Annotated in this window: 9 protein-coding genes and 2 pseudogenes; 3 read left to right on the top strand and 8 right to left on the bottom strand. The window is 72.6% G+C overall.

The genetic code is table 11. The features are described 5' to 3' along the window. The first annotated feature begins 46 nt into the window (after window positions 1–46). Together AB0O00_RS17860 and AB0O00_RS17865 are read left to right on the top strand one after the other, a co-directional pair. A complete protein-coding gene (locus AB0O00_RS17860; RefSeq protein ID WP_363652793.1) occupies window positions 47–502 on the top strand; it encodes a glyoxalase in 456 nt (151 codons plus the stop codon). Between the two features lie 143 nt (window positions 503–645). After that, window positions 646–3,243, top strand: a complete 2,598-nt coding sequence (locus AB0O00_RS17865) for a glycosyl hydrolase (RefSeq protein WP_363652795.1) — start codon at window positions 646–648, stop codon at window positions 3,241–3,243. 5 nt (window positions 3,244–3,248) lie between these two features. Here AB0O00_RS17865 and AB0O00_RS17870 read toward each other — a convergent pair whose 3' ends face one another. The 8 genes and pseudogenes from AB0O00_RS17870 to nirB all read right to left on the bottom strand — a co-directional run. Beyond that, window positions 3,249–3,893, bottom strand: coding sequence for a hypothetical protein (locus AB0O00_RS17870; protein ID WP_363652797.1), 645 nt, complete (start codon window positions 3,891–3,893; stop codon window positions 3,249–3,251). A 125-nt stretch (window positions 3,894–4,018) separates the two neighbouring features. Beyond that, entirely contained in the window at window positions 4,019–6,337 is a 2,319-nt protein-coding gene (locus AB0O00_RS17875) for a hypothetical protein (protein ID WP_363652799.1), read from the bottom strand. Next, complete coding sequence (locus tag AB0O00_RS17880) at window positions 6,313–7,854, bottom strand: hypothetical protein (protein ID WP_363652801.1); 1,542 nt, start codon at window positions 7,852–7,854, stop codon at window positions 6,313–6,315. The genes AB0O00_RS17875 and AB0O00_RS17880 overlap by 25 nt, the downstream gene beginning before the upstream one ends. Window positions 7,855–7,935: 81 nt before the next feature. After that, window positions 7,936–8,376, bottom strand: a complete 441-nt coding sequence (locus AB0O00_RS17885; protein ID WP_363652803.1) for a cupredoxin domain-containing protein — start codon at window positions 8,374–8,376, stop codon at window positions 7,936–7,938. Then, window positions 8,376–8,843, bottom strand: coding sequence for a hypothetical protein (locus tag AB0O00_RS17890; RefSeq protein ID WP_363652805.1), 468 nt, complete (start codon window positions 8,841–8,843; stop codon window positions 8,376–8,378). Before AB0O00_RS17890 ends, AB0O00_RS17885 begins: the two co-directional genes overlap by 1 nt. A gap of 168 nt (window positions 8,844–9,011) precedes the next feature. Continuing rightward, entirely contained in the window at window positions 9,012–10,379 is a 1,368-nt protein-coding gene (locus tag AB0O00_RS17895) for a nitrate/nitrite transporter (protein WP_363652807.1), read from the bottom strand. Beyond that, entirely contained in the window at window positions 10,376–10,729 is a 354-nt protein-coding gene (gene nirD, locus AB0O00_RS17900) for a nitrite reductase small subunit NirD (protein ID WP_363652809.1), read from the bottom strand. Before nirD ends, AB0O00_RS17895 begins: the two co-directional genes overlap by 4 nt. After that, a pseudogene (gene nirB / locus AB0O00_RS17905) lies at window positions 10,726–12,330 on the bottom strand (nitrite reductase large subunit NirB); the annotation flags it as partial. The gene nirD and the pseudogene nirB, both read right to left, overlap by 4 nt. 1 nt (window position 12,331) lies before the next feature. Here nirB and AB0O00_RS17910 point away from each other — a divergent pair. After that, window positions 12,332–12,902, top strand: a pseudogene (locus tag AB0O00_RS17910) (ATP-binding protein); the annotation flags it as partial.

Genomic DNA, 12,902 nt, shown 5'->3' on the forward strand with positions numbered 1-12,902 from the left:
GGATGCTCCCGCGGCCCCCGAAGCGGGCCATGAGAGGACACGACCGATGATCACCGCCCTGGACCACGTCCAGCTCGCCGCACCGCCCGGCAGCGAAGCCATGCTGCGGGCCTTCTACGGCGACATCCTGCAGATGGCCGAGCTCCCCCGCCCGGCCGAGCTCGCCGGGCGCGGCGGGTGCTGGTTCGCCGCGGACGGCGGGCGGGTCCGGCTCTACCTGGGCATCGAGGACGCGTTCCGGCCCACCACCAAGGCCCACCCCGGCCTGGCCGTCGACGGGATCGACGACTTCGCGGGCCGGCTGGAGACCTCCGGCGCGCTGGTCGTGTGGGACACCTCGCTGCCGCCGAACCGCCGCTTCTACACCCAGGACCCGGTCGGCAACCTGCTGGAGTTCGTCGAGCAGCAGCCCGCGCAGACACCCGGACAGCAGCCCGCGCAGCAACCCGCACCGACCGCCACACAGCCGACGGATTCCTCCAAGGAACCTTCATACAGTTGATGCCAACTGCCTGAAGTTGCAGGCTTCTTAATGTCCCCTTACCCGATTCCCCTTCCTCCCCCGGCCATCCGGCGGACAGGCTTCCGTCTGCTCCGCCGGGTGCGCGACCGCGCACCGCGGAACGTCCAGGGGAGGACTCCACCGTGCCCGACAGGCAACACCGACGGCTACTCGCGATCGCCGTCACCCTCACCGCGATCGGCCTCACCACCACCCAGGCCTTCGCGGCCCCCGTCCCGGCGCCCACCACCACCGCCACCCACGACGGCACCACGGGAGGCGGTGACGGCGGCAGCGACGACGCGCACAACTCCATGGAGTCCACCGCCCAGTTCACCGAGGCCCGCACCGCGCCCGGCGTCGTCGCCCCCGGTGCGTACGGCGCGGCCTGGGCACAGCTGAAGTCCCTGCCGCGCACCGGCGGCGAGTGGGAGCACGTCACCACCAAGCCGTACAACTCGGACGACCCGCGCTACCGCGACATCAACTCCAACTCCAGCGGCGGCTCCGGCAACGTCACCGGCCGCATCACCGGCCTCGCGGCCGACGACGACGGGCACGTCTACGCGGGCGGCGCCAACGGCGGCGTGTTCCGCTCGCGCACCGGCGGCGGCGACTGGGAGCCGATCGCCGAGAAGCTGCCCTCGCTCTCCACCGGCACGCTGGACCTCGACGGCTCCGGCCGGCTCTGGTACGCCACCGGCGAGGCCAACACGGGCGCCACCACGTACGTCGGCACCGGCGTGTACGTGCTCGCGGACCCCAAGCACGGCAAGTTCCAGCCCGGGGACCGGGTCGGCGGCGCCGAGCTGGAGTCCACCACCATCCACGCGCTGCGCTTCGCCGGCGACAAGGTGTGGGCGGCGACCAGCCGCGGCGTGTGGAGCCACTCGACGACCACGCTCACCGGCCCGTGGACGCTGGAGTTCGCGCCCAACCCGGACTACCTGCCCGGGGGTTCGAAGGCGGCCGACCCGAGCGCGCCGTACAAGAACATCGCCAACGACATCGCGATCGACCCCAAGGACCCGTCGAAGGTGGTCGTGGCCGTCGGCTGGCGCAGCGGCGACACCTACAACGGCTTCTACAGCAAGGCCACGGACGGCAGTTGGCAGCGCGTCGGGTCGCTCGGTGACCTGCCGACGGACGCCGCGAACGTCGGCACCGTCACCTTCGCGCGCTCGGCGGACGGCTCGCGCTACTACGCGATCGACGAGTCCCCGGCGGTCATGGCGAGCAACCCGGACACCGGCCTCAAGGGCGTCTACGTCTCCAAGTCCGGCTCCCCGTTCGGCCCTTGGACGCTCATCGCGGACAAGGACAAGCTGATGGGCTCCGGCTCGGCCCTCCAGGGCGCCGGGTACCAGCCGGGCATCCAGTCCTGGTACAACCAGTTCCTCCAGGTCGACCCGGCCAACCCGGACCACGTCTACGCCGGTCTCGAAGAGGTCTTCGAGACCACCAACGGCGGCACGTCGTGGATCACCGCGGCGCCGTACTGGAACAACCCGTTCCCCTGCTGGAGCATCGACCCGACGAAGCAGACCGGCGACTGCTCCCCCACCACCCACTCCGACCAGCACGCCGCCGCCATCGGCACCTACCAGGGCAAGCCGAGCGTCTACGTCGGCAACGACGGCGGCGTCTACCGCCGCCCGGTGAACGGCCAGTTGGACGCGTACGGCCGCGGCAAGGACTGGACCTCCCTCGCCGACGGCACCATCGACACCCTCCAGTACTACTCGGTCGGCGTCGGCAAGGACCCGGCCGACCCGTCCGGCCGGGGCGTCATCGTCAGCGGCGGCCTCCAGGACAACGGCGAGTCCATCCTGCGCGCCCACGACAAGGTGATGGGCTCCAACTTCGGCGGCGACGGCGGCGACACCATCGTCGACCCGAACAACGGGTGCGACATCGCCCAGGAGTACGTCTACCTCGACATGTGGGTCACCCAGAACTGCGCGGTGAACAACGGCAGTTGGCTGGCCGACCCGACGAAGGCCACCTCCTACGAGGTCGCCCCGCCCGACAAGGACACCAACGCCGCCCGCTTCATCGCCCCGCTGACGACGGACCCGAAGAACATCAACACCTGGGTCGCCGGCGGCCGGCACATCTGGGTACAGAACAAGGGCTTCGCGATCCGCAGCGGCAGCGAGTGGACCAGCGCGTACGACCTCGGCGCCGGCCACGTCGCCACGGCCGTGGCGACCGTCAACGGCACGGTGTACGCGGGCTGGTGCGGCCCCTGCAACAACAAGGGCTTCACGCGCGGCATCGCGGTCGGCAAGACCGACAGCACCGGCTGGCACCAGCTGAACCTGCCGGTCGGCGGCACCCTGCCCAACCGCTACGTCTCGTCCTTCGCCGTGGACGAGAACGACGCGCAGCACATCGTCGTCGCCTTCTCCGGCTTCTCCCGCGCCTGGACGGAAGGCCCCGGTGCCGGGATCGGCCACCTCTTCGAGTCCCACGACGGCGGCGCGACCTGGAGCGACATCTCGGCCAACCTGCCCGACGTCCCCGCCGACACCGTCAAGCTGCTCCCGGACGGCGCGATCGCGCTCGGCACCGACGTCGCCGCGTTCTACCGCGCGCCCGGCGAGAGCGCGTTCAAGGTCCTCGGCGAGGACCTGCCGACCACGTCGGTGCTCCAGCTGAGGACCGGCCCCGACGGCAAGCTGTACGCCGCTACCTTCGGCCGCGGCATCTGGGCCATCAACACCCGCCGCGACAGCTGAACCGGTTACACCCGCGACCCGGGCGCGGCGGTGGCCCCGCCGCGCCCGGCGTTCGCCTGCGCGACCAGGTACGGCACCAGCCCGCGCTCGGCCAGCGCCGTCCGCCAGGCCTCCCGCGCCAGCGCCAGCTCCCCCGCACCCCCGGCGTCCCCGGCCTCCGCCACCCGCGTGCGCGACGCCGCGGCCGCCAGCCCGATCCCGCCGCCCAGCGCGCTCACCAGCGCCACCCCGGCCGCGATCCAGCCGGCGCCCACCAGCGCCCCGCCCAGCACCTCCGAATCGTCGGACAGCCCGAGCGCGTACCCGAGCAGCAGGAAGATCCCGGCGGCGGCCCCGGCGATTATCGGCACGATCACCGCCAGCACCCCCAGCCACCCCGACGCCCGCTGCCGCGCGGGCACGTCGACGGGCAGCCGCGCCACCGCGTCGGCATCCGCCCGCAGCCCCACGTACCGCTCGTACTCGGGCGCGGCGGCGGCCAGCACGTACTCGGCGTTGTCCCGCGCACTGCGCCGCAACCGCTCGGCACCGTGCGCCTCGTCCCCGGTGGAGCGCAGCGCGGCCTGCACCGCCGCCCCCGCCAGGGCCCTGCCGAGCAGCGTCTCGAAGTCGGCCCGGTCCTGCTGAGGAAGCCGGAGCGGTCTGTCCATGGTTCTACCCCGTTCGCTGTTCGCGTCGCCCCCGCCTTGGCGCCGGCTTTACCAGCCCTTAGTTCTACAGCACTGTAGAGCATGGGGTGTGGGAGGGGGAGCGGTCGCGACCAGTGAACTTGCCACTACAGGGAGGGATCGGCCATCGGCACCCGCCGCAGGGCAGCCCAGATCGTGTCGGCGAGATCGGGGACGGGGGCGCCCAGTTCGCGCAGCCAGGAGGCGACTTGGGTGATGGGGGCGCCGGTGTGGTCGGCGAGATCGAGGAGGATCGTCAGTCCCGCTCGTCCACACGCCTCCGGGCTCTGCTCCCACTCCCGCGCCATGCGCAGCACTTCAGGGCCACGCCCAAGCGGGATCCCAGCGGGAATCCTCCGGCACGATACGGTGAGACCGCGCGATTCGAGGTGTCGAAGCAACTCGGAGCGATTCATGCGGAGTTGATCGGCGGCCTCGGCCAACCGGGCATACGGCACGGTCCCGTCCGTCGGCAGCCCCTCCCACCTGAGGGGGCCATCGATCGTGAACACCTCCCTGTCCAGTCGGGACGGGCTCTCCGGGTACCGCAGTGGGATGTCGAAGCCGTAGGCGCGGTAGCGGTCGATGACGGATGCCAGGGAACGCTGCCGCGTGGCGCCGTCCAGCAGGTGCTGGTAGTCCACTGGTCCCGGCGGCCTCAGCAGAACGTCCGGATTCCCGGCCAACAGCTCGAGGTCCTCGGGCCCTGCGTCCGCAGGCAGCGGGGGGATCTCGAAGCCGAGTCCCCTCATCCGCCGGACAACCTCTCGCAGGGGCAAGCCGGTCGTCCCGGCAGTCAGCAGAAGGTGAGCGGGCGGAATGACTTCGGTTCGCGGGAGCCACCGCTCGTCGCCACCGTACTCCAGCTTCAGGAACTCGATCGTCTCGTTCGACGGCACCTCGGGCAGGTGATCCGCATCAGTCTTCAGCCCATGGGCCTCGATGTACCCGGACACCTCGGACACGGGCCGCCCCGCCCAAAGGCTCGCCATTGCGAGGTTCCCGGCCGGGACGGTGCCGCCCGGGCCGACCCAGTACGGGGCACCCCCTCGGGGCCGAATCGCCGCGCGGAGCAAGCGATCATTCTCGGCCGCCAACGCAAGCGCCCCGACCGGTTGAGGCACCCGCAGCCCGAGACTCTTCATGAGGGCGATGACCGCGGGAATGTCGAGGCGCGCTCCCTCCGCAGTGGTGACGAGGTCGGTCACCGTCACAGGCCGGTCCGTCTCCAGGAATTCGCCAAGGCCGTTGCCGTCCAGGAGGCCGAGCCGAGACGAGTCGGCCGCGAGTGCCCGGGCCACGCCTCGGTGATCCAGCAGGATCACTCGCAGTTCGGCAGCCCGCACGACCGCATCTTCAAGCGTCAGCCCGAGGTAGGTCCCCAGCTCTTCGAGCCAGCGCCGCGTTACCGCCCTCCGCCAACGCCACCGAGTGCTCTCCCGGCGGGCGAAGAAGTCCGCGTCGGACGGGAGGGCCGGGCGCACCTCTCTCACCCCCCGAAGCTCGGGACATACGACCGACAGCTGCTCCAGCGCGGCGTTCGGTCGATGGGCCAGCAGCCTCCACAACAACACCTCGTCCGGCGGATTCTCGGCCATCGGGTGGATCAGGCCGTACCTGCCCCGCTCCCGAGCGGTGCTGCCAGGCAGCACATGTGGATCCGGCGGAAAGCAGCCGCCACGGGACGCGCCGAACTCCACTCCCCCGTACTCCAGCCGCCGCCCGGACCGGATGATCTCGATGGCCACGAGATCGCTGAGCCGGGGGTTCCGCTCGGCGACCGATCCGAGCCACTCGAAGCCGGGCAGCTCCGATCGGCTGTGGACCAGTTCCTTCGCCGCCTCCGCGAGGAGGCCCTCCAGCACCCCTGACACGTCGCCGAGGATCCGACGACGGTCGACCGAGAGCCTCCGGGGTGCGAACGCTCCCGAGAGATTCACCACGGCGCCCCAGAGCCGCCCTTGCCGGGACAGCACGCCACGCGCCGGTTCCGCTTCCACCAGCAGACCGTCCACCAGCACCGCCCCAGCACTGTGGCACCAGATCACCTGCGCGCCGGCCGGGGCGCCGGCCCACACGGCCGTGCCCACCGCGTCGCGCCCGAACGCCGCGGCGAACCGCGGCGGGGGAAACTTGGGAACCCCCGCATTCCACACGTTCTCCCGCCGACCGTCCCTGACCGTCGTGGTGAACTCCGCGATGCCCAGCACGCGTTCGAGCACCGTCAGACACGACCACTCCTCCCCCAGCCCCACGTCCTCCCGCAGATACAGCCGCACCGTCGTCCCCGGCTGCCGTCCCTGCGCCTCGCGCTCGACGATGCGGAACAGGTGGCGCGGGCCGCAGATGGCCGCTTCGAGGACGGGGCCGAGCCGGCTGTCCGGGTTCATCCGGCACGTCGTCACCTCGATCTCGTCGGCCAGCATGAAGTACTCAACACCCCGATGCCGAAGCGACTGTTGGGGTACAGCTCCACCGGCGGATCGAGCCGCTGCCAGGCCGCCCGCTCCAGCTTGAACTCCGGCTGCTCCGCGAAGCGCGCGCCCGCGTTGGCGAAGACGCCCCGCAGCTCGGCCTCGCCCATGCCGACGCCGTTGTCCTCGCACTCCAGGTAGGCGCGCCCGTCGGCGTCCACCCCCTGGCGGAACTCGATCCGGCCGTCATACATAAACGAACCCACCGGGCTCGTGCGGTCGAGGTACTCGGTCCGGGCGCGGCGGTAGCGGCAGGCGTCGAGGGCGTTCTGGTAGAGCTCGCGGACGGCGAGGTCGCGGTCCTGGTAGAGCTCGACGCCCATCAGGAGGCTGCGGATCCGCTGTTCGTCCAGGCGGAAGCGGGCCCAGCCGGTGAGTGCGCCGTCGGCCGGGGTGGCGTCGTCGGCGGTCAGCCGGGCGGGCAGGGGCGGCAGCGGGTGGCTCAGGGGCACCCGGCGGACGGCGTGGAGGAGTTCGTCGGCCCGGGCGGTGTACTCGCGCAGGCCCTCGACGACCGCCTCGTGGTGGCATTCGGCGCGCAGCACCGGCAGGTCGCGGGAGCCGCCCCAGGTGGCGTGGTCCAGGGTGCGGCGGAGGTCGGCGAGGTCGACGGGGTGCGGGATGCCGATGTGCTCGACCACGATGTCGGGCAGGGCGGTGAGTTCGATCGCGAGGCCGTGCGCGAGGGCCAGGAGGAGGCTGAGCCGCTGGCCACGGACGCGCTGGTCGCCGGGCGCGCGGAGGTGGTCGTCCGGGCGGATCCGGTCGAGGTGGTCGCGGTTGCCGACGTCCGGACCGCGCAGGAGGCCGTGCAGCAGGCCGGCGAGCCGCTCGACGGCGAAGGTCTCGCCCAACTCCAGACCAGCAGAACCAAGTTCACCGATGAGCAACCGGACGCCTTCCGGGTCCGCCAGGTCCTTCTCGCGCGCCAGCCAGCGGTGGAACAGCCACCACCCGATCGGCGCGGCCGACTCCGGGCGCAGCAGGGCGCGGTGGGCGAGCAGGTCGTAGGAGGCGAGGAAGTCCTCGAAGGCGGCGCGCTCGCCGTCGGCGCCTTCGAGGGGCTGGAGTTCGGTCGGGCCCACGGCGACGCACGACATTGCGAGGCTCAGCGCGCGCACACGGTGGAGGAACGGCGTGAGGACCAGCAGCGCCGCCTCCGCCGGGTACAGGTCGGCCGGCCCGTCGCCGAGCAGCCACCCGACCCGTTCCACGAAGCGGACGGCCACGCCGTGGTCCTGCCAGGGGTCGTCGGCCAACACCGCCGAGGCCTCGTCGCGCAACCGCGCCAGTTCGCGGACGGCGTTGAGGGTGTGCCGCCGGTACGGTTCCACGTCGCGCCCGGCCGGCACGTGGCGCCAGACTGCGGACTCGGCCGCGCAGCGCACCCAGGCGTCGTCGTCGGGGTTCACCACCGACTCCCGGTCGTACTGATTGATCGTCAGGTGCCCGATGTCCCGGGCTTGCACGGCCGGTCCGTTCACCGTGCCTTTGATCGAGTTCGATGTGTCCAACGCCCTCAGCCCTCCCCACCTACCGGGGGAGAAAGCCTAGGCCACCGTCAGGATCCCCCGCATGAAGTGGTGGAACGTGCACAGGTACGCGTAGTCGCCGCGCTGGGCCGGGGCCGTGAAGGTGGCCGAAGCGCCCGGGGCGATGGGGGGCGTGCCGAAGGTGCGGTCCTGGGCCGTGAGGGTGTGCTCGACGGTGTCGCCGTTCACCACCGTCACCGTGCCGCCGGGGCGGACCGTGAAGTTCGCGGGCTGGAACAGGAAGTTCCCGATCGTCACCGTCACCGCCGCCGTCACCGCCGCCGCGCCGGTGGGGGCCGTGGTCCTGGGGCCCGGTGGCGCGGACGGCGGCGCGGTGGGGCTGTTCTCCTCGGGCGCCGTGCCGAGGTAGGCGCTGAGGCATCCGCCGAGGCTTCCGCTCAGGGCGGCGGCGAGGAGGAGGGCGCCGCCGGCCCGGGCGAGCCGGGTCGGCGGGCGCATCAGCCGGTGGCGGTGGCAGTGGCGGCGCCGGTGGCCAGCCGGAGCCGGCGGGCGTCGGCGGAGGCGGGCGGGTTGGCGCCGAGGTTGGAGACGGTGGCGGTCAGGACGGCGTCCGCGTCGGGGATCCAGTTGACCGTCTTGGACTGCACCACGAGCTGGCGGTGCTGGTCCGTCCCGTCGCACACGACGTCCGCCTCGGCGGTGCGGCTGGAGCCGAAGGCCTTCGAGGAGCTGTCCTCCGGGTCCGTCTGCTCGACCGTGACGGTCAGCGACCTGGCCTCGGCGGCGACCCCGCACGCGTAGGTGACGTCGACCCGGACTCGGCCCGGGATCTTGGGGTCGATCCGCGCGTCACCGATGGTCACCGACGTCGTGGCGTCGTCGTCGGGGGCCGGATCGGCCACGGCGGGTACTGCCAGGCCGCTGAGGGCCGTGGTGAGGGCCGTCACGATGATCCACCGCTGCATTGCCGACCTCCCGGGGGCTGGGACGAGCTTGGGCCGACGCTAATCGCCCGCCCCGCGCCCCGCCCGCCGAGCCGCCCGAACGGCTCAAAAGCAGTCCGGACCGCCCGGACAGCCCGGACCGCCCGAACCGATCAAGCGGCCCGGGCGGCCCAAACCCAGCGCAACGGCTCAAGCCGCCCGCCGCACCAGCCCCGCCCGGGCCCCCGGCCGCAGCCAGACCACCCACGTGAGCGCCGAGCAGGCCAGGTACGCCGCGAGGAAGCCGAGGTAGGCGGCGTCCCCGTTGTGGCTGGCCTGGAACGACTGCCGGAAGGCGAGGTTGACGATCACCCCGCCGAACGCCCCGATCGCGCCCGCGAGCCCGATCAGCGCGGCCGAGCGGCGCCGGGAGTCGGCCTCCGCCGCCTCCGGGTCGGCGCCGGCGGCGACGGCGGCCCGGGCCCGGCCCTGGTAGTGCGCGGGGATCATCTTGTACGTCGAGCCGTTGCCGATCCCGCTGAGCACGAACAGCGCGACGAACCCGGCCAGGAACAGCGGCAGCGAGCCGGCCCGGGAGGCGGCGAGCACGACGGCCGTCCCCGCGCCCATGGCCGCGAAGGTCGCGAGCGTGACCCGCGCACCGCCCCAGCGGTCGGCGAGCCGCCCGCCGACGGGGCGCAGCAGCGAGCCGAGCAGCGGCCCGAGGAAGGTGAGCGCGGCGGCCTTGACCGGGGTGTCGAAGCGGTCGTGGAACTGCACCTGGAGCACCTGTCCGAAGGCGAAGCCGAACCCGATGAACGAGCCGAACGTGCCGATGTACAGCGTGGACACGGCCCAGCCGTACGGGTCGCGCGCCACCTCGCGCATCGCCCGCCCCTCACCGCGCGAAGCGCTCGGAGCGACGTCCAGGTTGTCCATCTTCCACCAGGCCCCCGCCGCCGCCAGCACGATCAGCGGCAGGTAGAGGAGCGGCAGCAGCCGCGGGTGGGCCGCGCCCGCCGTGGCGAGGACGAGCAGCCCGAGGAGCTGCACGGCCGGCACGCCGAGGTTGCCGCCGCCCGCGTTGATGCCGAGCGCCCAGCCCTTGAGCCGGTGCGGGTAGAAGGCGTTGATGTTGGCCATCGACGACGCGAAGTTGCCGCCGCCGACGCCCGCCACGCAGGCCACCGCGAGCAGCGTCCCGTACGAGACGCCGGGCTTCAGGACGAGGGCGGCGAGCGCGGTGGGCACGAGCAGCAGCAGCGCGCTGATCACCGTCCAGTTCCGCCCGCCGAACCGGGCGACGGCGAAGGTGTACGGCAGGCGCAGCAGCGCGCCGAGCGCGGTCGGCAGGGCGGTGAGCGTGAACTTGCCCGCGGTGTCGATGTGGTACTGGGGCCCGAGGAAGAGCACGAGCACCGACCACAGGCTCCACACGGAGAATCCGATGTGCTCGGAGAGGACGGAGAAGACGAGGTTGCGCCGGGCGATCCGGGCGCCGGAGCGCTCCCAGAACTCCTCGTCCTCCGGGTCCCAGCCGCGCAGTTCGGCCGGTCTCGCGTCGACGATCGTCGTCACTGCGCACCTCCCGCGACCCGGACCGGCCAGACCTTCAGGACGGCCGGGCTGCCGTCGGGGGCGGTGTCCTCGTCGAGGCAGCGGCCGTCGGTGAGGTCGAAGACCTGCTTGTACATCGGCGAGGCGAGCGTCGGGCGGTCGCCGCGGCTGCCGAGCAGGCCGCGGGAGAGCACCTGGGCGCCGCTGAACGGGTCGAGGTTGTCGACGGCGTACAGCCTGCCGGCGCGGTCGACGAACAGCGCGACCTGCTGGGCCTCGCCGATCAGCGCGGCGACGCCGCGGCCGGGCTGCAGGTCGTCGAGGGTGCAGACGGCATGCCAGCGGGTGCCGTCGTGGATCTGAACGGTCACGGGGTGAGCACCTCCAGTCGGGCCCCGGCGATCAGGACCGGGGAGTCGAGGGTGTGTCCGTCCTCGCCGGGGCGGGCGGGGCGGACCTGGCCGCGTTCGGGGACGAAGGTCACGGCCGGGTCGGGGGTTCCGGGGGCGTTGACGAAGGAGGAGAAGCGCCGCAGCCGGTCGGGGTCGGCCAGGGTCTCGGCCCATTCGTCCCGGTAGCCGCCGATGTGACGGGCCATCAGGTCGTCGAGCTCGGCGGCGATGCCGAGCGAGTCGTCGAGGACGACGGCCCGCAGGTGGTCGAGGCCGCCCTCCAGGCGCTCCAGCCAGACCGAGGTGCGTTCGAGGCGGTCGGCGGTGCGGATGTAGAACATCAGGAAGCGGTCGATGGTGCGGATGAGCGTCTCGCGGTCCAAGTCGGCGGCGAGCAGGTCGGCATGACGTGGCGTCATGCCGCCGTTGCCGCCGACGTAGAGGTTCCAGCCGGCCGAGGTGGCGATGATGCCGAAGTCCTTGCTCTGCGCCTCGGCGCACTCGCGGGCGCAGCCGGAGACGGCGGACTTGAGCTTGTGCGGGGAGCGCAACCCCCGGTAGCGGAGCTCCAGTTCGATGGCGAGCGTGGTGGAGTCCTGGACGCCGTAGCGGCACCAGGTCTCGCCGACGCAGGACTTCACGGTGCGCAGCGACTTGCCGTAGGCGTGGCCGGATTCGAAGCCGGCGTCGACCAGCTTCCGCCAGATCACCGGCAGTTGGTCGACGGTGGCGCCGAACATGTCGATCCGCTGGCCGCCGGTGAGCTTGGTGTAGAGGCCGTGGTCGCGGGCGATCTCGCCGATCGCGATGAGGCCCTCGGGGGTGATCTCACCGCCGGGCACGCGCGGGACGACCGAGTAGGAGCCGTTGCGCTGGAGGTTGGCGAGGAAGTGGTCGTTGGAGTCCTGGAGGGCGCCCTGTTCGCCGTCGAGGATGTGGCCGTTGCCGAGGCTGGCCAGGATGGAGGCGACGGTGGGCTTGCAGACCTCGCAGCCCTCGCCCTTGCCGTGCCGGTCGAGCAGGTCGGAGAAGCTCGTGATCCCCGTCACGCGCACGATCTCGTACAACTCGGCGCGCGTGTGGGCGAAGTGCTCGCACAGGCCCTTGTCGGTGCTGACGCCGGCCGCCTCCAGCTCCTCGGTGACGACGGTGCCGAGCATCTTGACGCAGCTGCCGCAGCCGGTCCCGGCCCGGGTGCACTTCTTGACGGCGGCGACGCTGTCGGCGCCCTGCTCCCGGACGGCCGCGCGCACGGCGCCCTGGGTCACGTTGTGGCAGGAGCAGAGCACCGCGTCGTCGGGCAGCGCGACCGGGCCCGCGTTCGCGAACCCGGCGGGCAGCACGAGCTGTTCGGCCGGGACGGTGAGCGGCTTGCCGGCCACCGCGAGCGGGCGCAGCGTGCCGTAGGCGTCGGTGTCGCCGACCAGGACGCCGCCGAGCAGGGCGCCGTCCGGGCCGATGACGAGCTTGCGGTAGACGCCGCCGCGGCTGTCGCTGTAGAGCACGTCGAGCGCGCCCTCGGCGGTGCCGTGCGGGTCGCCGAAGCTGGCGACGTCGACGCCGAGCAGCTTGAGCTTGGACCTCGTCCGGATCCGTACCGAGGTCGAGCGGCTCACCGGGATGGTGGACGACCTGTTCGAGCTGTCCCGGATCCAGGCGGGGGCGCTGTCGCTGTCGGTCGCCCGGGTGTCCGTGTACGACCTGGTGGACGACGCGCTCGCGGGCGCCTACCCGCTGGCCCGGCGGCGCGGGGTCCGGCTGGAGGGCCGGGAGGTGCTCGCCGAGCCGGTGGAGGTGGACAGCAGGGAGATCACCCGGGTGCTCGGGAACCTGCTGGTCAACGCGATCCGGGCGACCCCCGAGGACGGCCTCGTCGCGGTCGCCGCCCGGCGGGAGGCGGACGAGGTCGTGCTGTCCGTCACCGACGGCTGCGGCGGCATCCCGGAACAGGACCTGCCGCGCGTCTTCGAGACCGGCTGGCGCGGCGGCGCCGCCCGCACGCCCCGGCGCGACCCCGGCGAGGGCGGCGACAGCGGGGACAGCGGCGGCGGGCTCGGCCTGGCCATCGTGCGCGGCATCGTCGAGGCGCACGCCGGCCGGGCCGGCGTGCGCAACGGCGACGGGGGCTGCAGCTTCGAGATCGCCCTCCCGG

The organism is Kitasatospora sp. NPDC093558 (assembly GCF_040683475.1).
Taxonomy (GTDB): Bacteria; Actinomycetota; Actinomycetes; order Streptomycetales; family Streptomycetaceae; genus Kitasatospora.